This window comes from Streptomyces sp. NPDC060000, assembly GCF_042737375.1.
Lineage (GTDB): Bacteria > Actinomycetota > Actinomycetes > Streptomycetales > Streptomycetaceae > Streptomyces.
Window position 1 is genome coordinate 96048 of record NZ_JBHWUU010000006.1, and the last position, 23143, is coordinate 119190.

General features: G+C 71.3%; 21 protein-coding genes. 10 read left to right on the forward strand and 11 right to left on the reverse strand.

Annotation, left to right across the window (positions count from 1 at the left end; all coding sequences use genetic code 11):
* Nucleotides 1–9 precede the first annotated feature (9 nt).
* Together ACFWBB_RS05595 and ACFWBB_RS05600 are read right to left on the reverse strand one after the other, a co-directional pair.
* Nucleotides 10–1671: a threonine/serine exporter ThrE family protein gene (locus ACFWBB_RS05595; protein ID WP_385267327.1), complete on the reverse strand. Its 1662-nt coding sequence runs from the start codon at nucleotides 1669–1671 to the stop codon at nucleotides 10–12.
* A gap of 114 nt (nucleotides 1672–1785) precedes the next feature.
* Nucleotides 1786–2277 carry an inorganic diphosphatase gene (locus tag ACFWBB_RS05600; protein ID WP_007452023.1) on the reverse strand — a complete coding sequence of 164 codons (492 nt, stop codon included), beginning with the start codon at nucleotides 2275–2277 and terminating at the stop codon, nucleotides 1786–1788.
* Between the two features lie 79 nt (nucleotides 2278–2356).
* Between ACFWBB_RS05600 and dacB the strand changes: the two genes are divergently transcribed.
* The 6 genes from dacB to folE all read left to right on the forward strand — a co-directional run bounded on the left by dacB (nucleotide 2357) and on the right by folE (nucleotide 10119).
* Nucleotides 2357–4036: a D-alanyl-D-alanine carboxypeptidase/D-alanyl-D-alanine-endopeptidase gene (gene dacB / locus ACFWBB_RS05605; protein WP_385267330.1), complete on the forward strand. Its 1680-nt coding sequence runs from the start codon at nucleotides 2357–2359 to the stop codon at nucleotides 4034–4036.
* A 109-nt stretch (nucleotides 4037–4145) separates the two neighbouring features.
* On the forward strand, nucleotides 4146–5282 hold the full coding sequence (locus ACFWBB_RS05610) for a zinc-dependent metalloprotease (protein WP_385267333.1): 1137 nt from the start codon (nucleotides 4146–4148) through the stop codon (nucleotides 5280–5282).
* Nucleotides 5283–5474: 192 nt separating this feature from the next.
* A complete protein-coding gene (gene tilS / locus ACFWBB_RS05615; protein ID WP_385267336.1) occupies nucleotides 5475–6506 on the forward strand; it encodes a tRNA lysidine(34) synthetase TilS in 1032 nt (343 codons plus the stop codon).
* Between the two features lie 71 nt (nucleotides 6507–6577).
* Complete coding sequence (gene hpt / locus ACFWBB_RS05620; RefSeq protein WP_385267338.1) at nucleotides 6578–7138, forward strand: hypoxanthine phosphoribosyltransferase; 561 nt, start codon at nucleotides 6578–6580, stop codon at nucleotides 7136–7138.
* Nucleotides 7139–7323: 185 nt separating this feature from the next.
* Nucleotides 7324–9363, forward strand: coding sequence for an ATP-dependent zinc metalloprotease FtsH (gene ftsH / locus ACFWBB_RS05625; RefSeq protein ID WP_385267340.1), 2040 nt, complete (start codon nucleotides 7324–7326; stop codon nucleotides 9361–9363).
* A gap of 150 nt (nucleotides 9364–9513) precedes the next feature.
* A complete protein-coding gene (gene folE / locus ACFWBB_RS05630; protein WP_385267343.1) occupies nucleotides 9514–10119 on the forward strand; it encodes a GTP cyclohydrolase I FolE in 606 nt (201 codons plus the stop codon).
* Between the two features lie 111 nt (nucleotides 10120–10230).
* Here the strand turns inward: folE and ACFWBB_RS05635 are convergent, their stop codons facing one another.
* The 6 genes from ACFWBB_RS05635 to ACFWBB_RS05660 form a co-directional block, all read right to left on the reverse strand.
* A complete protein-coding gene (locus ACFWBB_RS05635) occupies nucleotides 10231–10716 on the reverse strand; it encodes a DUF3180 domain-containing protein (protein ID WP_385267345.1) in 486 nt (161 codons plus the stop codon).
* Between the two features lie 71 nt (nucleotides 10717–10787).
* Complete coding sequence (gene folK / locus ACFWBB_RS05640; protein WP_385267347.1) at nucleotides 10788–11399, reverse strand: 2-amino-4-hydroxy-6-hydroxymethyldihydropteridine diphosphokinase; 612 nt, start codon at nucleotides 11397–11399, stop codon at nucleotides 10788–10790.
* A complete protein-coding gene (gene folB, locus ACFWBB_RS05645; RefSeq protein ID WP_385267350.1) occupies nucleotides 11396–11755 on the reverse strand; it encodes a dihydroneopterin aldolase in 360 nt (119 codons plus the stop codon). The genes folK and folB overlap by 4 nt, the downstream gene beginning before the upstream one ends.
* Nucleotides 11756–12064: 309 nt before the next feature.
* Nucleotides 12065–12604: a nuclear transport factor 2 family protein gene (locus ACFWBB_RS05650; RefSeq protein WP_385267353.1), complete on the reverse strand. Its 540-nt coding sequence runs from the start codon at nucleotides 12602–12604 to the stop codon at nucleotides 12065–12067.
* Nucleotides 12601–13605: a dihydropteroate synthase gene (gene folP / locus ACFWBB_RS05655; RefSeq protein ID WP_385267355.1), complete on the reverse strand. Its 1005-nt coding sequence runs from the start codon at nucleotides 13603–13605 to the stop codon at nucleotides 12601–12603. The genes ACFWBB_RS05650 and folP overlap by 4 nt, the downstream gene beginning before the upstream one ends.
* Nucleotides 13606–13745: 140 nt before the next feature.
* Nucleotides 13746–15455 (reverse strand): phosphatidylglycerol lysyltransferase domain-containing protein, encoded by a 1710-nt coding sequence (locus ACFWBB_RS05660; protein WP_385267480.1) that lies wholly within the window; start codon nucleotides 15453–15455, stop codon nucleotides 13746–13748.
* Between ACFWBB_RS05660 and ACFWBB_RS05665 the strand changes: the two genes are divergently transcribed.
* The 3 genes from ACFWBB_RS05665 (at nucleotide 15408) to ACFWBB_RS05675 (ending at nucleotide 18706) form a co-directional block, all read left to right on the forward strand.
* Nucleotides 15408–15533 (forward strand): hypothetical protein, encoded by a 126-nt coding sequence (locus tag ACFWBB_RS05665; RefSeq protein ID WP_385267498.1) that lies wholly within the window; start codon nucleotides 15408–15410, stop codon nucleotides 15531–15533. The two genes, ACFWBB_RS05660 and ACFWBB_RS05665, sit on opposite strands and share 48 nt — an antisense overlap.
* Nucleotides 15534–15794: 261 nt before the next feature.
* Nucleotides 15795–16919, forward strand: a complete 1125-nt coding sequence (locus ACFWBB_RS05670; protein ID WP_385267357.1) for an alpha/beta hydrolase — start codon at nucleotides 15795–15797, stop codon at nucleotides 16917–16919.
* Between the two features lie 188 nt (nucleotides 16920–17107).
* Nucleotides 17108–18706: a hypothetical protein gene (locus ACFWBB_RS05675; RefSeq protein WP_385267359.1), complete on the forward strand. Its 1599-nt coding sequence runs from the start codon at nucleotides 17108–17110 to the stop codon at nucleotides 18704–18706.
* Nucleotides 18707–18756: 50 nt separating this feature from the next.
* On the opposite strand, the gene ACFWBB_RS05680 is transcribed toward ACFWBB_RS05675, so the two are convergent.
* Nucleotides 18757–20031: a PH domain-containing protein gene (locus ACFWBB_RS05680; protein WP_385267483.1), complete on the reverse strand. Its 1275-nt coding sequence runs from the start codon at nucleotides 20029–20031 to the stop codon at nucleotides 18757–18759.
* A 155-nt stretch (nucleotides 20032–20186) separates the two neighbouring features.
* Nucleotides 20187–20690, reverse strand: a complete 504-nt coding sequence (locus ACFWBB_RS05685) for a PH domain-containing protein (protein WP_385267362.1) — start codon at nucleotides 20688–20690, stop codon at nucleotides 20187–20189.
* Nucleotides 20691–20733: 43 nt separating this feature from the next.
* Between ACFWBB_RS05685 and ACFWBB_RS05690 the strand changes: the two genes are divergently transcribed.
* On the forward strand, nucleotides 20734–21894 hold the full coding sequence (locus ACFWBB_RS05690) for an NADH-quinone oxidoreductase subunit D (RefSeq protein ID WP_385267364.1): 1161 nt from the start codon (nucleotides 20734–20736) through the stop codon (nucleotides 21892–21894).
* Nucleotides 21895–21897: 3 nt separating this feature from the next.
* Here ACFWBB_RS05690 and ACFWBB_RS05695 read toward each other — a convergent pair whose 3' ends face one another.
* Nucleotides 21898–23043 (reverse strand): SAM-dependent methyltransferase, encoded by a 1146-nt coding sequence (locus tag ACFWBB_RS05695; RefSeq protein WP_385267367.1) that lies wholly within the window; start codon nucleotides 23041–23043, stop codon nucleotides 21898–21900.
* Between the last annotated feature and the right edge of the window lie 100 nt (nucleotides 23044–23143).

A 23143-nucleotide genomic window follows, 5' to 3' on the forward strand; every position in this document is an offset into this window, starting at 1 on the left:
AGGCGCCCCTCAGAAGCCGCGCGTCCGCTTGGCGGCCCGCCGCTTCTCCATGGAGCCGATCCGCAGGAACAGCCGGGACACCTCGGAGCCCAGGTTCACCCCGATGGCGATGGCCAGCGCCAGCGCCGCGGCCTTGGTGATCGACACCAACCCCGCGTCCACCTCGTTCTGCGCGATGGCCAGCAGCCCGAAGTAGGTCGCCGACCCAGGCAGCAGCGGCCCGATCGCGGCGGTCGTGTAGGGCAGGGCGGACGCGAACCGGTACCGCGCCAGCAACTGCCCGAACAGCCCCACCACTCCCGCCGCGACGGCCGTGGACGCGACGGGCGAGATCTCCCCTGCGTAGTGCATCGCGCCGTACACGGACCAGGCGACCCCGCCGTTGAGCGTCACGGCGACCACGGTGGATCGTTCCTGCTGCAACAGCACGGCGAACGTCAGGGACAGCAGCATCGACGCGCCGATCTGCCACAGCGGCCGCTTGGTGATGCCCAGCGCCGCGTCGGGGTTGAGATGCGCGCCGAGCTGCACACCGACGTAGAGCATCACCAGCACCCCCGCCACGATGCCCACGAAGAAGTACATGACCTCCAGCAGGCGCGCGGCCGCGGTGATGTAGAAACCGGTCAGACCGTCCTGTACGCCCGCCACCAGCGCCCGTCCGGGCAGCAGGGCGAACAGTCCACCGGTGATGACCGCGGACGCCTTCACGTCGACGTCCGCCAGCGTCAGGGTGATGCCTATCGCGGCCGGCGGCATCGCGGCGACCAGGAACTGGTAGAACTCCGGCAGTCCGCGCCCCGCGCAGAGCCACGCCAGCCGGTCACCGAGCATCGCGCCGAGCGCCGCCGCGACGAATACCACCAGGTCACCGCCGACCAGGACCGAGGCCGCGCCCGCGAGCAGCCCGCTCGCCGAGGTCAGCACCCAGGTCGGGTACGGGTGCCGGTTGCGGCGCATCTCCGCGAGCCGTCGGTAGGCCTCTTCCAGGGAGAGATGGCTCTCCGGGTCGCTCAGGTCGTCCACGAGCCGGAAGACGGCCGCCAGGCGCGTGTAGTCCGTGCCCCGGCGGCGCACCGTCCGGGACGCCGTCACCGGGTCCTCCACCAGGGACGGCTGGTACGAGATCGACAGCAGCGTGAAGGTGACGTTCGGCTCGCAGCGGTCGAGTCCGTAGGAACGGCAGACCGCGAACATCGCGGCCTCCACGTCCTCGGCGCCCTCCCCGCCCGCGAGCAGCAACTCGCCGATACGCAGCGTCAGGTCGAGCACGCGCGGGACGGCGGGACCGCCCTCCTCCGCCTTCGGCCCCGGCTCCGGCGCGGGCCGTTCGGTCACCGGCATCCGCAGCATCGTGCGCATCCGGTCCTGCCAGGGGAGGTCCTTGATGAGACTCACCACCGGCACGCCGTCGGCCGGTGTGAAGGCCACCGGAGCCTGACGGGCGCTGTACGTGCTCGGCAGACTGAACGCCGACCCCTCGCTCTCGTCGGCGGCCGGCTGACCCACGTCCAACCCGTCCGGGACGGCGAACTCCGACGTGGTCTCCGGCTCACCGCCGGTTCTGGGGACGGCCAGCCCCGCCGGGATCGCGAACTCGGACGTGATCTCGGGGTCGAAGACACTCCTCGCCTCGTCCGACTGCGGCTTGCGGTACTCCGCCTCCGACACTCAGCAACGCTCCCTGAACGACACCTTCCGTAGGTCTCAGTATGCGCATACACGCGCGTGAGGGCCGCACGCGCACGCGTGCGGCCCTCACGACGGCGTCAGGCGCCGAAGACCTCAGTGACCGCCCTGGTCCTTGAAGCGCTTGTAGGACCGCTCGATCTCGGCCTCGGCGTCGGTGCGGCCCACCCAGTCGGCGCCCTCGACGGACTTGCCGGGCTCCAGGTCCTTGTAGACCTCGAAGAAGTGCTGGATCTCCAGGCGGTCGAACTCCGACACGTGGTGGATGTCCCGCAGGTGCTCCACGCGCGGGTCGGTCGACGGGACGCACAGCAGCTTGTCGTCGCCGCCGGCCTCGTCCGTCATCCGGAACATGCCGATCGCGCGGCACCGGATGAGGCAGCCCGGGAAGGTCGGCTCGTCCAGGATGACCAGCGCGTCCAGCGGGTCGCCGTCCTCGCCGAGAGTGTTCTCGACGAAGCCGTAGTCGGTCGGGTAGGCGGTCGAGGTGAAGAGTCGACGGTCCAGGCGGATCCGACCGGTCTCGTGGTCCACCTCGTACTTGTTCCGCGAACCCTTCGGGATCTCGATCGTGACGTCGAACTCCACCGGTGACTCCTCCATGATCAACACATAGTTCTGGTGGTTAAGTGTCCCTCACGCTGCTGTGTGATCGCGAAAGGGGCTGGTGTTCGTGCCAGAGCTGAGGCCTTGGCGGGCCGCGAGACCCCACGTGGTGCGGGCCACGGATGCCGTACGACCGCGTCTGGCGCGGGCCGCAGGGATCGTACGGCCTCGTCTCGCCCGGGTGGCGGCGGCCGCGAAGCCGCAGGTCGCACGGCTCACACAGGCGGCGAAGCCGCAGCTCGAGCGGATCACGAAGGCCGGTCCGAACGCCAGGTCGTGGCAGTGCACCGCGGGTGCGGCGACCGCCGGACTGGCGCTGGCCGCCGGTGTGGTGACTGCCGCAGGCCCCTGGGACTCCACCGGTCAGCGTACGGCGGAGCGGGACCGGGCCGCCGCCCTGGAACGGGCGGGTGGCGCAGATCACGGCCGTACGAACGATTCGTCCGATTCATCCGACACATCCGATGCGTCCGACACGGCGGTCGGAGCGCCGCGGCCCGCGCCGAGCGCCGTGTCCGTCCTCGCGGGCCTCGGCGGCGCCACCAGCACCGTGAAGTCCGCCCCGGCCGCCCTCCCGACCGGCACGGGCCTCGCGGGCGTCCTGGGCCCCCTTCTGGGCGATCCGGCGCTGGGTGCCCGGCAGACCGCCGTGGTCGTCGACGTGGCCACCGGCAAGCGGCTGTACGGCGCCGGAGCCGACGAGGCGCTGACGCCGGCGTCCACCACGAAGATCGCCACCGCGGTCGCAGCGCTCTCCGCGATGGGCGGCGAGCACCGCCTCACCACCCGCGCCGCGCTGGAATCCGACACCACGGAACTCGTCCTCGTCGGCGGCGGCGACCCCACCCTCACGGCCCGCGCGGACGCCGGGGGATGGGCCGACCTGCGCACCCTCGCCGGCCGGACCGCCACCGCCCTGAAGAAGCGCGGCCTCACCCAGGTGACGCTCTCGTACGACACGACGCTGTACGCCGGAACCCAGGTTCACCCCATCGGGGTCAACCCCAACCTCGCCCCCGTCACCGCCCTGTCCGCCGACGAGGGCCGCACCGACGACTCCGTCAGCGGCCCGGCCGCCCGTGTGAGCGACCCGGCCGCCGACGCGACCCGCGCATTCGCGGGGTTCCTGAAGACCGCGGGTATCAAGACCTCGGCCCCCGGCCCCTCCAAGGCCACCTCGCGCGCGAAGACCCTCGCCACGGTCTCCTCGCCGCCGCTGTCCGTGCTGGTCGAACGGATGCTCACCAACAGCGACAACGACATCGCGGAGGCCCTCGCCCGCCAGACCGCCGTCGCGACCGGCGTCCGGGCCGACTTCGCCGGCGGCGGCAGGGCCGTCCAGACGCAGCTGAAGAAGCTCGGACTGCCAATGACCGGTGCCCGGATCAAGGACGGCAGCGGTCTCGACCGCGATGACCGGCTCACCGCGAACCTCCTGACCGCTCTTCTGGTCAAGGCCGGTGACCCCACCCGCCCCGACCTGCGCCCTGTTCTCACCGGCCTCCCCGTCGCCGGCTTCACCGGCACCCTCACCAGCCGCTACACCGAGGGCGCGGCCGGCGTCGTACGCGCCAAGACCGGCACCCTGACCGGCGTGAACACCCTCGCCGGCACGGTCGTCGACCAGGACGGCCGCCTCCTCGCGTTCGCGCTCCTGACCGCCGACACGACCGATCCGGCGGCGGCCCAGGCGGCGTTGGACCGAGCGGCCACGGCGCTGGCCGGGTGCGGCTGCCGCTGAGGGGCCACGGCCCGGCACCCCCGAGCCACCCCCGGCCCCGACCCTGACATCTCCCTGACCGGCCTCGCGCGGCCTGCCCCCAACGGCGGCGCTCACGTACGGTTGACGCATGACGAGCATCGGTGGCGCTGCTTCTTCCTCGGGGATGGTCGACTGGAATCTCGCGGTGGCGACCGCGACGCGGCTCGTGCGGCCGGGACCCGAGGTCAGCCGTGACGAGGCCCGTGCCGTCGTCGCGGAACTGCGCCGGCACGCCAAGGCCTCGGAGGGACACGTCCGGGGCTTCACTCGTATGGGCACCGAGGTCACCCACGACACCCCGATCCTCGTCGTCGACCGCCCGGGCTGGGTGCGGGCGAACGTGGCGGGTTTCCGGGAGATCCTCAAACCCCTCCTCGACAAGATGCAGGAACGGCGCGGCACCACACCCGGCGGCGCGGTGCTCGGCGCCGTCGGCGGCAAGGTCACCGGCGTCGAACTGGGCATGCTGCTGTCCTTCCTGTCCTCCCGCGTACTCGGCCAGTACGAGACGTTCGCCCCCGCCACCCGTGAGCTGCCCGCCGGGGCCAACGGCGGCGGCCGTCTGCTGCTCGTCGCGCCGAACATCGTCCACGTGGAACGCGAACTGGACGTACATCCCCATGACTTCCGGCTGTGGGTGTGCCTCCACGAGGAGACCCACCGCACCCAGTTCTCCGCCGTGCCCTGGCTGCGGGACCACCTCGAGGGCGAGATCCAGTCGTTCTTGGGCGAGACCGACGTGGATCCCATGACGTTCCTGGAACGGGTCAGGGAAGCCGCCCAGTCCCTCTCCGGCGGCCGGCCCGAGGGCGAGGAGGACGACGGCGGCCGTTCCCTGGTCGAACTCGTGCAGACGCCCGCCCAGCGGGAGATCCTCGCCCGCCTCACCGCCGTGATGTCCCTCCTGGAGGGACACGCCGACTTCGTGATGGACGGAGTCGGCCCCGAGGTCGTGGGATCCGTCGCCGAGATCCGCGAGAAGTTCCAGCAGCGCCGCGCCAAGGGCGCCTCCCGACTGGACATCGCGCTGCGCAGACTGCTGGGCCTGGACGCCAAGCTCAAGCAGTACCGGGACGGCGAGCGCTTCGTGCGGGGCGTCGTGGACCAGGTCGGCATGGACGGCTTCAACCGCGTATGGACCTCCCCGAACACACTTCCGACCAAGGCCGAGATCGCCAAACCGGCGGACTGGGTCGCGCGCGTGCATCGCAAGGCCGAGTCATGAACCCGCCAGGAGAGTGGTGAGCGAATCCGGCCGTCGGCAGGCGAACGCCCCTTCAATCACCCGTCCGAGGGACCGTGAGCCCCGGGCAGGCGTGCAATGCTCGGGGAACGCCCCGGTTCTGTCACCATCTACACACTCTGTGTGACCGAACCTCGGGTTCACTCCCGAAAACTTCATGAAGGGAACCGGACAGTGGGTCCCCATCCTGCGGTCGCGGCGATACGCCTGGCGGTCCGCCGCGTACTTCACGACATCCTCAACGACCACCCCACCCCCGAGGCGGGCCCGCACGAGCGACCGGCGCGGCCGCTCGTGCTCGTGGCGTGCTCCGGCGGCGCCGACTCCATGGCCCTCGCCTCCGCCCTCGCCTTCGAGGCGCCCCGGCTCGGCATCCGGGCCGGCGGCGTCACCGTCGACCACGGCCTCCAGCCCGGCTCCGATCTCCGCGCCGAAGAAGTCGTCCTGCGCCTGCGCGAACTCGGCCTCGATCCCGTGGCGGCCACCGCCGTGACCGTCGGCCGCGAGGGCGGACCCGAGGCCGCCGCCCGCGACGCGCGCTACGCCGCCCTGGACGCCGCCGCCGTCCGCCACGGCGCCGCCGCGGTCCTGCTCGGCCACACCCGCGACGACCAGGCCGAAACCGTCCTCCTCGGCCTCGCCCGCGGCTCCGGCATCCGCTCCCTGTCCGGGATGGCGGCCGTCTCCGGCGGCCCGGGGGCCGCCCGCCGCTACCGCCGCCCCTTCCTCCAGCTCGACCGGCAGACCGCCCGCAAGGCCTGCATGGTCCAGTCCCTGCCCGTCTGGGACGACCCGCACAACGCCGACCCGGCCTACACCCGCTCCAGGCTGCGCCACGAGGGCCTGCCCGCCCTGGAGAAGGCCCTCGGCAAGGGTGTCGTCGAGGCCCTCGCCCGTACGGCCCAGCTCTCCCGTGACGACGCCGACGCCCTCGACGCCTGGGCGGGCCAGGCCGAGTCCTCCGTGCGCGATGCCGCCGGTCTCCTGGAGTGCGCCAAGCTCTACGCCCTGCCGCCCGCCGTGCGTCGCCGGATCCTGCGCCGCGCCGCGATCGAGGCGGGCGCTCCGGCCGGTTCTCTCTTCGCCCGGCACATCGAGGAGGTCGACCGGTTGATCACCGGCTGGCGTGGCCAGGGGGTCATCAATCTCCCCGGCAAAGTCGTCGCCCAGCGCCAGGGTGGCAGACTGGTGATTCGGCAAGGCTGAATCCGGGCGCTCGGCAGGACCGCTTACGTGGTCGTGGGCGGTCCCGGTGGCCGCTGGGACAACCGAAAGTGATGCGGGTGGACGCGAAAGACATGGGCACCGACCTCAAAGAGGTGCTCATCACCAAGGAAGAGATCGACGCGAAGCTGGTTGAGCTGGCCGCGAAGATCGACGCGGAGTACGCGGGCAAGGACCTGCTCATCGTCGGCGTCCTCAAGGGCGCGGTGATGGTCATGGCCGACCTCGCCCGATCGCTGTCCACCCCCGTCACCATGGACTGGATGGCCGTGTCGTCCTACGGCGCGGGCACCCAGTCCTCCGGTGTCGTACGGATCCTCAAGGACCTGGACACCGACATCAAGGGCCGCCACGTCCTGATCGTGGAGGACATCATCGACTCCGGTCTGACGCTGTCCTGGCTGATCTCCAACCTCGGCTCGCGCGAGCCTGCCTCCCTCAATGTGTGCACGCTGCTGCGCAAGCCCGAGGCCGCCAAGGTCGCCATCGAGGTCGAGTGGGTCGGGTTCGACATCCCCAACGAGTTCGTTGTCGGCTACGGCCTCGACTACGCCGAGAAGTACCGCAACCTCCCGTTCGTCGGTACGCTCGCGCCTCACGTCTACGGCGGCTGAACCCGAAGGGCCCAAGCCCCGTACGAAGATCGGGAACCCCGGCGGGCCTCTCGCCGTTAAGGCTTGCAGACGGGTGCGCCAGCCGTACCGTGCGGCTTTGCGTGACGAAGCTGGGGTACCGTCAGAAGAACTGTCTTATCAAACTCACTATGGCAGGAGGGACGGGGCGACACCGCTCCGTATGGATGGACGTGAAGCGATACTTCCGTGGGCCGGTCATGTGGATCGTGCTGGCCGTCCTTGCCGTGGTCGTGTTGATGCAGGTCGTCGGCTCGTCCGGCGGCTACAAGACGGTGGACACCGGCCAGGTCATTGCAGCGATCAACGACAACAAGGTCGAGTCGGCCAAGCTCACCACCGGTGACGAGCAGACCATCAAGGTCACGCTCAAGGACGGCGTAAAGGTCAAGGACAGCTCGAAGATCCAGGCGAGCTACATCGGCGACCAGGGCGTGACCATTGCCAACACGCTGCAGACCAAGTACCAGGACAAGCAGATCCCGGACGGATACACAGTCTCGCCGACGAAGCAGAACGCCTTCGTCGGGATCCTGCTGTCCCTGCTCCCCTTCGTCCTCATCGTGGTCGTCTTCCTGTTCCTGATGAACCAGATGCAGGGCGGCGGCTCCCGAGTCATGAACTTCGGGAAGTCCAAGGCCAAGCTCATCACCAAGGACACCCCGAAGACGACCTTCGCCGACGTGGCGGGCTCGGACGAGGCCGTCGAGGAACTCCACGAGATCAAGGAGTTCCTGCAGGAACCGGCGAAGTTCCAGGCCGTCGGCGCCAAGATTCCCAAGGGCGTACTCCTGTACGGCCCGCCCGGTACCGGCAAGACGCTCCTCGCGCGCGCCGTCGCCGGCGAGGCGGGCGTCCCCTTCTACTCGATCTCCGGTTCCGACTTCGTCGAGATGTTCGTCGGTGTCGGTGCCTCCCGGGTCCGAGACCTCTTCGAGCAGGCCAAGGCGAACGCCCCGGCGATCGTCTTCGTCGACGAGATCGACGCGGTCGGCCGCCACCGTGGTGCCGGCCTCGGCGGCGGTCACGACGAGCGCGAGCAGACGCTGAACCAGCTGCTCGTCGAGATGGACGGCTTCGACGTGAAGGGCGGCGTGATCCTCATCGCCGCCACGAACCGGCCCGACATCCTCGACCCCGCGCTGCTGCGTCCCGGCCGCTTCGACCGCCAGATCGCGGTCGACCGCCCGGACATGCAGGGCCGTCTGGAGATCCTCAAGGTTCACCAGAAGGGCAAGCCGGTCGCCCCGGACGTGGACCTGTCGGCCGTCGCCCGCCGCACCCCGGGCTTCACCGGCGCGGACCTGGCGAACGTGCTGAACGAAGCGGCGCTCCTCACGGCGCGCAGCGACAAGAAGCTCATCGACAACCACTCGCTGGACGAGGCCATCGACCGCGTCGTGGCGGGCCCGCAGAAGCGGACCCGGATCATGTCGGACAAGGAAAAGAAGATCACCGCGTACCACGAGGGCGGTCACGCCCTGGTCGCGGCGGCCTCACCGAACTCCGACCCGGTCCACAAGATCACGATCCTGTCGCGCGGACGGGCCCTCGGCTACACGATGGTCCTGCCGGACGAGGACAAGTACTCGACCACTCGTAACGAGATGCTCGACCAGCTCGCTTACATGCTGGGTGGCCGCGCGGCCGAGGAACTGGTCTTCCACGACCCGACGACGGGTGCTGCGAACGACATCGAGAAGGCCACCGCAACGGCCCGCGCGATGGTCACGCAGTACGGCATGACCGAGCGTCTCGGCGCCATCAAGTTCGGCGGCGACAACACCGAGCCGTTCCTGGGCCGCGAGATGTCGCACCCGCGTGACTACTCGGAAGAGGTCGCCGCGCTGGTCGACGAAGAGGTCAAGAAGCTCATCGAGACCGCGCACAACGAGGCCTGGGAGATCCTGGTCGAGAACCGCGACATCCTCGATCAGCTGGTGCTCCAGCTGCTGGAGAAGGAGACGCTGAACAAGGAGCAGATCGCCGAGGTCTTCTCCGCCATCGTCAAGCGTCCGGCACGGCCCGCCTGGACCGGATCCTCGCGGCGTACGCCGTCCACCCGTCCGCCGGTGCTCTCCCCTCGGGAGCTCGCACTGACGAACGGCGCCAACGGTGCGACACCGGCGATCTCCACGGCGAAGACCACCGCGGTGGAGTCCACCCCGGTGATCGAGCCGGCCCCGGAGGACCGCCCCGAGAGCTGACCCGCTCCCGGGAGCCCCACCAGGCCCGGAATGGATGCCGCGCCCCCCAGGTTCTAGCCTGGGGGGCGCGGCATTTTCGTTTGACGTTTCTCTATGCCCGCAGATGAGGCGCGTGACCCACACGCGCGACCCACAGGAACGAGGCACCAGATGACCGACCCCGTGACGCTGGACAGCGAGGGCTCCATCGGCGAGTTCGACGAGAAGCGCGCCGAGAACGCCGTACGCGAGTTGCTGATCGCGGTCGGCGAGGACCCGGACCGTGAGGGACTCCGGGAGACTCCGGCGCGGGTGGCTCGGGCGTACCGGGAGATATTCGCGGGCCTGTGGCAGCGGGCCGAGGACGTGCTGACCACGACGTTCGACCTGGGGCACGACGAGATGGTGCTCGTGAAGGACATCGAGGTGTTCAGCACCTGTGAACACCACCTCGTGCCGTTCCGGGGGGTCGCTCATGTCGGCTACATCCCGTCCACCTCAGGGAAGATCACCGGCCTGTCCAAGCTGGCCCGTCTCGTGGATGTGTACGCGCGCCGTCCGCAGGTGCAGGAACGTCTCACCACGCAGATCGCGGACTCCCTGATGGAGATCCTGGAGCCTCGCGGGGTGATCGTCGTCATCGAGTGCGAGCACATGTGCATGTCCATGCGGGGCATCCGCAAGCCCGGCGCCAAGACCATCACCTCGGCGGTCCGGGGGCAGTTGCGGGACGCGGCGACCCGCAACGAGGCGATGAGCCTGATCATGGCGCGCTGACGCGGTCCGCCGATGGGTGTGCGCCGACACGGGCGGGCGGGACGCGAGTCGACCGATACGGGGCTGTGCCCGGCGGGAGGCGTCACGCCGGGCGCAGCCCCGTATCCGGCGTCACGCCGGTGACGCGGCTCCCTTGTCCTGGTCGTCGTCCTCGGGCAGCTTGCACACGCGTTCCAGGAAGATGGCCGCCGCTATGACCGCGATGCCCGCCAGGACGGCGAAACCGGCATAGATGGCCTGGTCGCGACGGGCGGGGATGTCGAGGGACTCCAGGAGGAAGACCCCCGCGCCTCCGTACATACCGGAGACGAGGGCGGCCACCAGGGCACTGGACTGGCCGAAAACGACCGCGCGGGCCGCCATCAGGGGGTCGACGCCCTTGGCCTCGGGGCGGCGCTCGCGCTGTGCCTTGAGACGGGCGCGCAACGACAGCGCGGTGGCCGTCAGGACCACGGCGATCAGGGCGAGGACGATGGGCGCGGCCAGCGGGACGCTGGGGAGGGTCCCGACCGCGTTCCACAGACGGGCGCCGGCCCAGGACAGGATGGCGGCCACGCCGAACACGCCGGCCAGCACCCTGATGCGCAGCTCTCTCACGGTGTCCCTTCAACTCCCCGAGCCCGCGGGCATGGGCATCCCGCGGGCAGTGGTCCTGTTGACCTTAACGACTACTCGGGCAGGTGGAGTTCCAGGTCCTTGCGCGCCGCGATGCCCTCGCGGGTGACGGTGTCGAGCAGGCCGGCGACCGTGCCGCGGCCGGGCAGTTGCGCCTCGGGCTCCACGTCGTGCCAGGGGGCGAGCACGAAGGCGCGCTCGTGGGCGCGGGGGTGGGGGAGCGTGAGATGCGGGTCGTCGTCGACGACATCGGCGTACGCGACGATGTCGACGTCGAGTGTGCGCGCCCCCCAGCGCTCGTCCCGGACCCGGTGGAAGGCCTCCTCGACCGCGTGCGCCCGCTCCAGGAGGGAGGACGGCGGGAGGGTGGTCTTCAGCAGGACGACCGCGTTGAAGTACGACGGCTGGCTGCCGGGCTCGACGCCCCACGGCTCCGTCTCGTACACCGGGGAGACGGCCTTGATGCGGACGCCGGGGGTGTCCTCGAGGGCGTCGATGGCACCCTGGAGGGTCTCCAGGCGGTTGCCGAGGTTGGAGCCGAGGGAGATAACGGCCCGTTTCGGGTTGTGCAGGGTGGTGTCGGCGGCGTCGACCTTCTCGACGACGGAGGCGGGTACCGGCTGTACGGTCGGGTCGCTCTGACCTCCGGCGAAGAACGCGGTCATACTCGGCTCCGGGTGATGGTGACGGTCACGTCGTCGAAGGGGACGGTGATCGGCGCGTCCGGTTTGTGGAGGCACACCTCGACCTCCTGAACCCCTTCGTGCTTCAGACAGGCCTGGGCGATGCGCTCGGCGAGCGTCTCGATGAGGTCGACGGGGTCGCCCTGGACGACGGCCACGACCTCCTCCGCCACGATGCCGTAGTGCACGGTCTTCGCCAGGTCGTCGTCGGCCGCGGCCGGTCGGGTGTCCAGGCCCAGGACGAGGTCCACGATGAAGGTCTGGCCCTCCTCGCGTTCCTTGGGGAACACGCCGTGGTACCCGCGGGCCTTCAGGCCGCGCAGCGCGACACGATCCACGCGAATCACTCCTGCAGTCGTCGGTTTCGGCCGGTGCGTACCGGGTGCGGGCGGCACCCCGGCCTCGAACGAATCTACCCGCGAGCACTGACAGACACGGGCTCCGGCCGCGGTGGCACGGGTCGGAGCCAGGAATTTTCACCGGGTGTTTCCCTTGGGGAACCCGGCGGCTCACGGGCTGGTAGCCGCCCCTACCCACGGGTTCGTGATTCCAACCACTTCTTGCTCCCTGTGGATCGTCCCGTGGTTCTTGCTCCCTGTGGGGCGTCCCGTGGCTTCCCGCTCGCTTCCTGCGGTCCGCCTACCCGCTCAGGAGGCGTTGTCGTCACTCTCGGAATCGTCGAGATCGTCGGGGCTCTCGGGGGTGTCGTCCTCGTCGTTCTCCGTCAGCACCGGGGAGGCGTGGTGGGACCACAGCTTCCAGCCGTCGGACGTGCGACAGAACACGTTCGTGGCGACCACCAGCTGGCCGACGAGCGGCCCGAGTTCCTCGCCGTCCTCCGGCGCCGGGCCGCCGCTGAGGATGTTCTCGGTGCAGTTCACCAGCGCGGTGTCGCCGGTGACGGAGACATGCACATCGGTGAGGAAGAACTGGATGTAGTCGGTGTTCGCCATGATCAGCGCGTACGACCGCAGCACCTCGCTCCGGCCGGTGAGGACGGGCCAGCCGGGGTGCACGCAGGAGACCACGCCGACGTCCGCCGGGTCGTGGTACGTCTCGTCGACGCCCAGGTCGGCCGGGGTGAGCCAGAGCGCGGACACCCCGTCGAAGTCGCCCTGTTCCAGCGCCTCGTAGAAGGCGGTGTTGGCGGCCTCGACCTGCTCGACGTCCGTATGGGGGGCGCTCACCGGGCTCCTTCCGCGCCGCTCGGGCCCTGCCCGCCGGGGCGGGGGTCTCGCGCCCCGGATCCCGCGGCGGGTCGCACCGCGGGCTCGCTCGAGGTGGTGTGCGCCTGGTGTGGTGCACCCGCGCCGGGCGCGTCGCGTTGCTCGCGCGCCCCCTCCACGGCGCGTGCGACCCGTACAGCGTCCGCTGTCGCGCGCACCTCGTGCACGCGGACCGCCCACGCACCGGCCTCCGCCGCGAGGGCGGAGACGGCGGCGGTGGCGGCGTCGCGCTCGCGCGCGGGCGGCGGCGCGCCCTGCGGGCCGGCCAGGACACGGCCGAGGAAGCGCTTGCGGGAGGCGGCGACGAGCAGCGGGTGACCGAGGGCGTGCAGCCGGTCGAGGTGAGCCAGCAGGGAGAGGTCGTGATCGGCCTCCTTGGAGAAGCCGAGACCCGGGTCGACGACGATGCGGTCGGGGGAGATGCCGCCGGCCAGGACGGCGTCCACACGCGCGTGCAGTTCGTCCACGACCTCGGCGACGACATCGGCGTAGACACCTCTGACGGTGCCGCCCTCGAGGAAGCCGCGCCAGTGCATGACCACGAAGGGGGCGCCCGCCTCCGCCACGGCCGGAATCATCGCCGGGTCGGCGAGGCCGCCGCTGACGTCGTTGACGAGGGCGGCGCCGGCCGCGAGGGCCTGGGTGGCGACCGAGGCGCGCATCGTGTCGACGGAGACGACGGCGCCCTCGGAGGCGAGGCCGCGGACCACCGGGATGACCCGGCGGAGCTCCTCGGCCTCGTCGACCCGGCTGGCGCCGGGGCGGGTGGACTCGCCGCCGACGTCCACGAGGTCCGCGCCCTCGGCGACGAGCTGGAGGCCGTGCTTGACGGCGGCCGTCGTGTCGAACCAGCGGCCGCCGTCGGAAAAGGAGTCGGGGGTCACGTTGACGACTCCCATGACCGCGCAGCGGTCCCATTCCGGAAGGCCGACCACGCGCCCGCGTCCGCTGTGCTTGCTCATGCGTTCAGCGTAGGCCCAGGAAGAGGCCGCGCCGTGGCGCGGCCCGGGTGACAGCCCCAGGGCCGCGAGGGGGCGCGGCCGCCACCCGAGCCGGTCCCCGCTGTGCGGGCCCGGTGCGTGCGGGACCGGCATCGCGGGGGCTACGCCGCCCGTACGTCCCTCTCCGTGACCGTGTGCGCACACACGCGTGACGCTTTGGAGCGGCGGCGCAGGAAGCGCGGCAGAGGAAGGGCGAGGTTGACGAAGCCCTCGGCCTGCATCGCGGCGAAGCCGATGCGGGGGAGGTCGCCGGAGGCCCGGTAGACGACGAAACGGGGCTCCCAGCGCGGCTGGAACTTGGCGTTGAACTTGTACAGCGACTCGATCTGGAACCAGCGTGAGAGGAACACCAGCAGCCCTCGCCAGGCGCGCAGCACCGGGCCGGCGCCGATCTTCTCGCCGCGGGCCAGCGCCGAGCGGAACATGGCGAAGTTCAGCGACACGCGCGTGATGCCGAACTTCGGGGCGGCCTGGAGGGCGGCGACGATCAGCAGCTCGTTCATGCCCGGGTCGGCCGAGCGGTCACGGCGCATCAGGTCCAGGGAGGCGCCGTCCGGCCCCCAGGGCACGAAATGCAGGATCGCCTTCAGATCGCCGTACTCGCCGGGGACCTCGTCGGCCTTGTGGGCGGTGGCGATGAGGCAGTCCCCGTCGGAGGCGTCGCCGACGCGGCCCAGGGCCATGGAGAAGCCGCGCTCGGTGTCGGTGCCGCGCCAGTCCTCGGAGGCCCGCCGGATGCGCTCCAGCTCGCCCTCACCGAGGTCACGGACGCGCCGTACCCGGGTCTCGTAACCGGCGCGTTCGATGCGTTTGACCATTTGGCGCACGTTGCGCATCGCGCGGCCGGCCAGGGAGAAATCCGCTACGTCCACCACCGCCTCGTCACCCAGTTCGAGGGCGTCGAGGCCGGTCTCACGGGTCCAGACCTCGCCGCCCGTCTCCGAGCAGCCCATGACGGCGGGCGTCCAGGAGTGCGCCTTGGCCTCGTCCATGAAGCGTTCGATGGCGCCGGGCCAGGCCTCGACGTCGCCGATGGGGTCACCGCTGGCGAGCATCACGCCCGAGACGACGCGGTAGGTCACCGCGGCCTTGCCGCTGGGGGAGAAGACCACCGCCTTGTCGCGGCGCAGCGCGAAGTGGCCGAGGGAGTCACGGCGGCCGTGCTTCTCCAGCAGGGCACGCAGGCGTACCTCGTCGTCCTCGGTGAGGCGGGCGGCCGGGTGCTCGGGGCGGAAGGCGAGGTAGATCGTGGTGACCGCGGTGATCCAGCCGAGGGCGCCGAGGGAGAACGCGACGGTCCAGGAGGTGTTGCCCTGGTAGTCGACCGGACCCTCGAAGCCGAACAGGCCGTACAGGACGTGCGTAATGCGATCGGCCAGGCTCGGGTCGCCGATCATGCGGTTGGGGTGGACGCTGACGATGACCAGCCCCAGGCCGAGGGAGCCCGCGCCCATGAGGACGAAGTTGGCGAGCGCGCGCCAGCGGCTGCGTGGATCGGGCAGTGCCGCGAACTGGTCGCGGTGCAGCAGCAGCGGAGCCAGGATCGCGACCGAGATGAGCGCGCCCAGGATCGAGTGCCGGTACACGAACTGGGCCACCGCGCCCGCCGGGAGCAGTACCACCGCGGCGCGCCACGCGCGCCGCTTGCCGCGCCTGAGGCCGTGGGCGAGCAGCAGCAACAGGACGCCGGCGCTGAGGGACAGCGCGGCCGCGAAGGGCCCGAACGAGCCGGGCAGCACCTCGGCGAAGGTGTGCATACGGCTGTGCCTGAACCGCGGGAAGACGCCTCCGGCGACATCCAGCAGGCCCACGAGGGCACAGGCCCGGGCGACCAGGCCAGGGACGGACTCGGGGCGCGGACCTCGCACTATCTGCCGCACCCGGCTTGATCGGTGCGGAACCCCGCCCGACATTTCCCCATCTTGAGTGACAGACATCGCATCCCGTAGTTCCGCGAGAGACCTTGGACCCGGGCCCGATTCGGGCATCCGGCGACATTGCGCCCTCTAGGACGGTGTCTTGAGGAGAGAGGTTCACTCGTCTTCTCAAAGCCACTGAAAAGGCCAGGGAAAGTTCGGGACAAGCCCTCGCGAAGGAGTCGGGGGAGCGGGCGGGTTCCCGGACGGAGAGAGCAGGTAGGAAACCACCGCATGGGTCTCACGAGCGACAAGATGCTGCTGCTGTCAGTGCTGTTCGCCTTACTGCTGTTCGTCGGCACGGTGTGGCTGTGGCCGCGGCTGGCCCGGGGTGGCTGGCGGGCCGTCAGCGGGCGGATCGGTCTGCTGCTGGCCACCCAGTTGGTGCTGTTCGCGTCGGTGGGGCTCGCCGCCAACCAGGCGTTCGGCTTCTACGCCAGCTGGGCGGACCTGTTCGGCCAGGAGACCGACCAGGGCGTGGTCGTCGACCACGCGGCGGGCGGCGCACCGGCGGGGCCGCTGCGGGTGCTCGACACCCGGCGCGTGGACGGCGGCGGCGGACGTCCGCAATTCGCCGGACAGATCCAGAAGGTCGCCGTCGACGGACCTACGACACACATAGCCACGCCGGCGTACGTGTACCTGCCGCCGGAGTACTTCGACCCGAAGTACCGCACGCGTACGTTCCCGGCGACGGTCGTCCTCACGGGGTACCCCGGTACGGCGGAGGCGCTCGTGGACAAACTGCACTACCCGCGCACCGCGCGGCAGCTCGCCGCGGACGGGGGCATGCAGCCGATGATCCTGGTGATGCTGCGGCCGACGGTGGCGCCGCCGCGGGACACGGAGTGCGTGGACGTCCCGGGCGGTCCGCAGACCGAGTCGTTCTTCGCCAGGGACCTGCCGGACGCGGTGACGGCCCACTACAGGGTGGGCAAGAAGCCCGGCAGCTGGGGCATCATCGGGGACTCCACGGGCGGCTACTGCGCGCTGAAGCTGGCGATGCACCACCCGGAGGTCTACGCGGCGGGTGCGGGCCTGTCGGCCTACTACAAGGCGCCGAACGATCCGACCACCGGCGACCTCTTCCACGGGAACGCGGCCCTGCGCAACGAGGCGGATCTGCTCTGGTTCATGAAGAATCGTTCCGCTCCCGACACCTCGCTGCTCGTCACCAGCAGCAAGGCCGGTGAATCCAACTACAGGGCCACGCAGAAGTTCATAGCGCTGGCGAAGGCCACGGGCACGACCAGGATCTCGTCGATCATCCTGGAAAGCGGCGGGCACAACTTCAACACCTGGCGGCGGGAGATCCCGCCGGCGCTCCAGTGGATCAGCGGACGGTTGAGCGAACGGTGAGCGGTGCGGAAGCGGGGATCCCTGAGGGGCCGCGAGTGCCCGGTGCGGCACCCGGGCAGGAAATGATCTTGCTTCTGGTCGAATTCCGTGACCGCGTTGTTTCCTGATGTCTCGTGATGACTTCGGTATGGCCGTGTTTTTGCGGGGCGCGGCGCCAACATTCGCCTACGCGCGGTAAGTTTCTGGCCATGCCACGTGGACGTCACCGCCATTCACCGCCTTTGCACAGGCTGCTACCTCCCTCGGCAATCGCAGGCGTCTCCCTTGTCTGCGCCCTCGGCCCCTGGGTGTTCACGGAACAGGCGGCGCTCCGAGGTCTGGCCGCGGCCGCCGCGGCGACGGCGATCCTCGGCGCGGTCGTGATGCGCCGCTGGGACATGCAGGCCGGCAGACAGGTCGCCGACCTGGCACGCTCGCGTGCGAGCGACGAGTGGCGCTACGAGGAACGGGTCGCCGAGCTGGAGAGCGACCTCGACGAATCGCGTGAGCTGCGCGTCAAGCTGGAGCAGCGCCTGCGGTCCAAGCGCGCCGAACTGGCGGGCCTGCGCAACGAACATGCCGCGTTGCTGCGCCGCTACGCCACGGCCGAGACCGAGCGTGCCAGCGCCCTGGAGGGCCGCCGTCTGCTCGAGATAGAGGCGGCCCCCTCGCCCGCGCTGCCCGCCGCGCGCGCGGCGCAGGACGCGGCGCCGACCGGCGCGGTCGGCACGCGCGGGGCGGTCGACGCGCAGGACGCGGTCGACGCTCGCGATGCCGAGGACGCCGAAAGCACGGAGGGCACGGGCCCCGTCGATGCCGAGGACGAAGCGACGGCCGGGACGGACGCGTCCGGCGAGGCCGCTGAGTCCGTCGATGAGGCCGAGAAGGCTGAGAAGGCCGGTGAGCCCGACGAGGGGCCGAAGGCTTCGGCCGTCTTCTCTCCCGAGGGGTCCAAGCTGTTCCTGCGGGCCCAGGCGGCCCTGGCCCGGTTCGGCTCCGACGGCGTCAGGTCCTCGAACATCGAGGACCACGCCGAGACGGAGCCCGCGCAGGCGGCTGCCGCGGACGTCGGCGTGACAGCCGCCCGCGGCGAGGCGGAGGCCGAGCAGGAGGACGAAGCACAGGGGAATCCCGAGGCGGTCGACGAGCACGCGCGCGCGACCGCCCCCCACCAGGCTGCCGAGACCGACGCGTTCTCGAAAGACCGGACCCCGCAGGACCGGACCCCGCAGGACGAGGCTCCCGTCGCCACGGAAACGGGCGACGCGGACGGGAACGCGGCTGAAGCGGCCGCGGTCAGCGAGCTCGCGGACGACGCGGAGCCCGTCCGGCCCACTCGGGCCCCGGACTCCGCTCCCACCGGGGCCTCCGCCTCCGCTCCCGCCGAGGTCTCCGCCTCCGCAGCTGCCTTCGGGTCGGCTGCCGACGTCGAAGCCGGGGCCGGGGCCGGGGCGATCGTCCCCCGTTCCGCCGGCGCCGTGCAGCGCCGTCCCTCCGGTCACTTCGCGGTGCCGACCGCGGTGGCCGTCGTACCGGCCGCGCAGCCGCTACGGCGCCCGACGGCCGAGGGCGGGTTCGACTTCTTCGGTACGAAGAGCGCGTCGCACCACGCCCTGGAGGCCGTGCAGAACGAGGACCTCGCCGATGTCGTCGGCCAGGAGGCCCTCGCCCTGCACAAGGCCGAGTCCGAGGCGGAGTTCAAGCCGGTGGACGAGGCGTCGCGCGGTGTGGGTCAGGTGATCGACCTGACCGCCCACGACGAGACGGAGCACATCGACCTCCAGGGACTGCGCAGCGCCGTCTCCTGACGACGCCTCGCCCCGCGCGCAGCCGCACGGGGCGCGGTCCGGGCGGTGCCCTACGCCATCCACCGGTCGGGCCGGGCGTCCAGGCGCCCGGTCCGCGAGCGTTGGGCCTGCGCCCGCAGCAGCTCGGCGGCCTCCTGTGCGTCCCGCAGCCGGGCTGTGACGGTCTTGTCGGCCCCCGTGTCCACATGGACGTCCGCGAGCCGCCAGAGGCGCTGCCAGGGCCCTTGCGTCAGCCGCACGCTCTGCACCTTGGCGTGCGGGACGAGCGCCAAGCTGCGGCGCAGCAGGCCGTGCCGGGTGGCGAACACCGCGTCCGTGACGGCGATCCCGTAGCCCCGCCACCACACCGGCACACACCGCCCGGCCCGCCGCGGCGGACGCGACAGCGAGGCATCGGCCGGGACGCCCACGCCGGGCAGCACGCGCGCGACGACAGCCTCCGCGGCCTCACGCGGGGCGACCGGCACGAGCACGGAGTTGGCCGAGCCGGCCACGTCCAGCTCCACCCGCACCCAGCCGCGCCGCCGCCACAGCAGCGGTTGGACGATCCGCACGGTCTGCACCCGACCGGGCGGCACCGTCTCGTGCGTACGGTCCAGCAGCCCGTGGTCGATCCGCAGTCCGTCCGGCGACTCGCCGACCGTCCAGTCGTACTCGCCGACGAACCGTCCCGCGCTGCTCGCGCCCGCCGCGCCGAGCAGCGGCACGCCGGTCGCGAGGACCGTCCACACGCTGTGGGTGGCCAGCCAGAGCACCGGGGGCACGACGAGCGCGGCGAGCAGCGCGCCCCAGGTCGCGCCGGTGAGCGCCAGCGCGATCGCGAGCTCGCGCGCGGGCACCCGCAACAGCTCCCGCGCGGGTGCCTCGCCCACTTCGTGCGCCGTCTCGGGCGCGAAGCCCGCCGCCCGCGCGAGCAGCTCGGCGCGCAGTACGCGGGCCTCTTCCTCACCCAGGAAGGCCAGTTCGTCCTTCTTCTCGGCGCCGACCACGTCGAGCCGGAGCTTCGCGACGCCCGCGATCCGCGCCAGCAACGGCCGGCTGACGTCGATCGCCTGGATGCGTTCCAGACGGATGTGCGCGGCACGTCGGAACAGCAGACCGGTCCGGATGCGCACTTCGCTCTCGGTCACCGAGAAGTGGGTGAACCACCAGGTCAGGAAGCCGTAGAGGGAGGCCGCGGGGACGAGGACGGCGAGCGCGATCAGCAGGGTCGTGGTGGTCAGCCGGGTCAGCTGCTCCTGCGCCTGGTTGGGGTCGTGCACGGCCCACCCGACGACCACCGCGACCGGCGCCCACGCCCGCCGGAACGGCGTGACCGGGTGCAGCCGGCGCTCGGTGACGAGCGACGAGGAGCGGGTGCCGGGTGTGTCCGCCGCGCCTGACGCGCCTGACGCGTCTGCCGTGAATGTGGTGCTTGCGGCTTCTGGTGCGGCTGAGGTGGGGGGTATGTCGGGTGTGCCGTCCTCGACGCCCGGGGTGGTCACAGCCCCGCCGATCGGGCCTCGCCGAGCTGGGTGAGCCGATCGCGCAGCCGTTCCGCCTCGGCCGGGTCCAGGCCCGGAATGGCCGCGTCGGTGGCGGCGGCCGCGGTGTGCAGCTGGACGCTGGCCAGCCCGAAGTGCCGTTCGACCGGCCCGGAGGTGACCTCGACGAGCTGCATGCGCCCGTACGGCACGACGGTCTCCTCCCGCCACAGCACGCCCCGGCTGATCAGCAGGTCGTCGGCGCGCTCGGCGTACCGCCAGGAGCGCCAGTTGCGGCCGAGCAGCACCCAGCCCCATCCGATGCCGGCCAGGGGCAGCAGCGCGAACGCGGCCCACGCGGGACCGGCGAGCAGACCGAGCAGCAGCCCGGTGCCGATGGCCGTCAGCCCCAGCCACACCAGCAGCAACAGCCGTCGCATCCGCAGCAGTCCCGGCGGCAGTCCGGTCCACACCGGTCCGGCCGTCGTCGTCTCCGTGCCACCCGGGCTCCCCGTTTCCATACCGTCAGCGTACGTAGGAGTGCACGTGAGGGAGACTGTGCCCATGACTCCTACGTCGGAGAGCACCGAGACCACGGTCGGGATCGGCGGTGCCGCGGAGAGCACCGACATGGTGCTCAACATCGGCCCCCAGCATCCCTCCACGCACGGCGTGCTGCGGCTGCGGCTCGTCCTGGACGGCGAACGCATCCGGCACGCGGAGCCGGTGATCGGCTACATGCACCGCGGCGCGGAGAAGCTGTTCGAGGCGCGCGACTACCGCCAGATCATCATGCTGGCCAACCGCCACGACTGGCTGTCGGCGTTCTCGAACGAGCTGGGCGTGGTCCTCGCGGTGGAGCGGATGCTCGGCATGGAGGTCCCCGGGCGCGCGGTGTGGACCCGCACGTTGCTCGCCGAACTGAACCGGGTGCTGAACCACCTGATGTTCCTCGGGTCCTACCCCCTGGAGCTGGGCGGCATCACTCCGGTCTTCTACGCCTTCCGTGAGCGCGAGGTGCTCCAGAACGTGATGGAGGAGGTCTCCGGCGGGCGCATGCACTACATGTTCAACCGCGTCGGCGGTCTCAAGGAGGACCTGCCGGCCGGATGGACCGCACGCGCGCGTGGCGCCGTCGCCGCCGTCCGTTCCCGCATGGACGTCTTCGACGACCTCGTGCTCGGCAACGAGATCTTCCGGGGGCGCACGCGGGACGTGGGAACGCTCGCGCCGGAGCACGTGCACGCGTACGGCGTGAGCGGACCGATCGCGCGCGCCTCGGGCGTCGACTTCGACCTGCGCCGGGACGAGCCCTATCTCGCGTACGGGGAGCTGCAGGACACCCTGAAAGTGGTGACCCGGACCGAGGGTGACTGTCTCGCGCGCTTCGAGTGCCTCCTGGAGCAGGCGCACAACGCGCTCGACCTCGCGGACGCCTGCCTGGACCGGCTGGGGGAGCTGCCACCCGGTCCGATCAACCAGCGGCTCCCGAAGGTCCTCAAGGCCCCCGAGGGGCACACGTACGCGTGGACCGAGAACCCCCTCGGCATCAACGGCTACTACCTCGTCAGCAAGGGCGAGAAGACCCCGTACCGGCTGAAGCTCCGCTCGGCCTCGTACAACAACATCCAGGCGCTCACCGAACTGCTGCCGGGCACTCTGGTCGCGGACATGGTGGCCATCCTGGGGTCGATGTTCTTCGTGGTGGGAGACATCGACAAGTAGCGCTCAGTCGGTTTCGGGTTTCGGATCCAGTGGGTGCAGCAGATCCGGCGGGTCCAGTGGGTCGGGGATCCCGACCGGCTGGAGCAGCCATCCGAAGTCGCCCAGTCCGCCCGGCGCGAGCAGCTCGGCGGCTTCCCCGGCGGTCGCGAGGGCGCGCACATACGCGGCGGGGTCGGTGGACGCCAGCGCGAGTGGGGGGCGTGCGCCTGTGATGCCCAAGGCGCGCAGAGCGGCGCGCTGCGCGAGCAGGCGCGCGCCGGACCGTGTTCGTGATGCGCCCGCCGTTTCGCCGTCCGCCGCCGTTTGCCCCGTCCCCGTCCCCGTCCCCGTCCCCGCCCCGGCCGCCGCCCCTCCCGCCGCCGCGCACGCGTCCAGCGCGACATGGGCCGTGATGTCGCAGGAACCGTCCGGCACGGGTGCCGTCCCGCGCCCCTCCCGGAAGCCGGTGAGCGTGCCGTACGGGGGGCGTGCGTCCGCGGTGTGCGCGTAGTCCACCGCCACCGCGAGCCCGCTTTCGACGCAGGCCACGGCGGACGCCCACGCCGTGTCCCGGGGCAGCCCGATCTCCGCCCGCAGCCCCTCCTCGCCCGTCGGCGGCCACCATCGCGCGAGCCACTCCGCCTCCACGCCGGACACCCGCTCACCGAGCCGCTCGGCCCCGTTGTCGCGGACGAGCACCAGCCGGGTGACCCCCGCGGAGTCGACCTCCGCGACCTCGACGGGCACGTTGTCCAGCCACTCGTTGGCGAACAGCAGCCCGGTGATCCTTCGTGGCGGCACGGGCAGCCACTCGATCCGGTGAGCGAGGCCAGCGGGGCGGTCGGCGACTTCGACGCCGTACGCGCGTGTGCGTGCCGCCACCCCGGTGGGGAGCGCGGCCAGGACACCGGTGACCAGCTCGCCCCGCCCGGCGGCCATGTCGACGAAGTCGAGCGACGAGGGCCGCCCCAGCGCTTCGTCGACCCGGCACAGCAACCGGGCCACGGCCTCGGCGAACAGCGGCGACGCGTGCACGGAGGTGCGGAAGTGCCCGGCCGGGCCCTCAGACCGCCGGTAGAAGCCACCCGTTCCGTCCACGCCGTACAGCGCGGTCTGCGTCGCCGCCCGCCAGCCGCGCCACTCGTCCGCGCCCGTCACCTCGTCCGCCACCCGGCCAGACTAGGCGTACAGGTGATCACGGCATCCACCTTGCGGAGTACACGGGCCCGGACCGGATCGGCCCTCCGGTTGACCCCTGCACGCATCGGGC

Coding starts and splice junctions, on each gene's coding strand:
- ACFWBB_RS05610 (WP_385267333.1), top strand. CDS start 4,146: ATGACGAGCATCGGTGGCGCTGCTTCTTCCTCGGGGATGGTCGACTGG.
- hpt (WP_385267338.1), top strand. CDS start 6,578: ATGCGGGTGGACGCGAAAGACATGGGCACCGACCTCAAAGAGGTGCTC.
- ftsH (WP_385267340.1), top strand. CDS start 7,324: ATGGACGTGAAGCGATACTTCCGTGGGCCGGTCATGTGGATCGTGCTG.
- folE (WP_385267343.1), top strand. CDS start 9,514: ATGACCGACCCCGTGACGCTGGACAGCGAGGGCTCCATCGGCGAGTTC.
- folK (WP_385267347.1), bottom strand. CDS start 11,399: ATGACCGCGTTCTTCGCCGGAGGTCAGAGCGACCCGACCGTACAGCCG.
- folP (WP_385267355.1), bottom strand. CDS start 13,605: ATGAGCAAGCACAGCGGACGCGGGCGCGTGGTCGGCCTTCCGGAATGG.
- ACFWBB_RS05670 (WP_385267357.1), top strand. CDS start 15,795: ATGGGTCTCACGAGCGACAAGATGCTGCTGCTGTCAGTGCTGTTCGCC.
- ACFWBB_RS05675 (WP_385267359.1), top strand. CDS start 17,108: ATGCCACGTGGACGTCACCGCCATTCACCGCCTTTGCACAGGCTGCTA.
- ACFWBB_RS05685 (WP_385267362.1), bottom strand. CDS start 20,690: ATGGAAACGGGGAGCCCGGGTGGCACGGAGACGACGACGGCCGGACCG.
- ACFWBB_RS05690 (WP_385267364.1), top strand. CDS start 20,734: ATGACTCCTACGTCGGAGAGCACCGAGACCACGGTCGGGATCGGCGGT.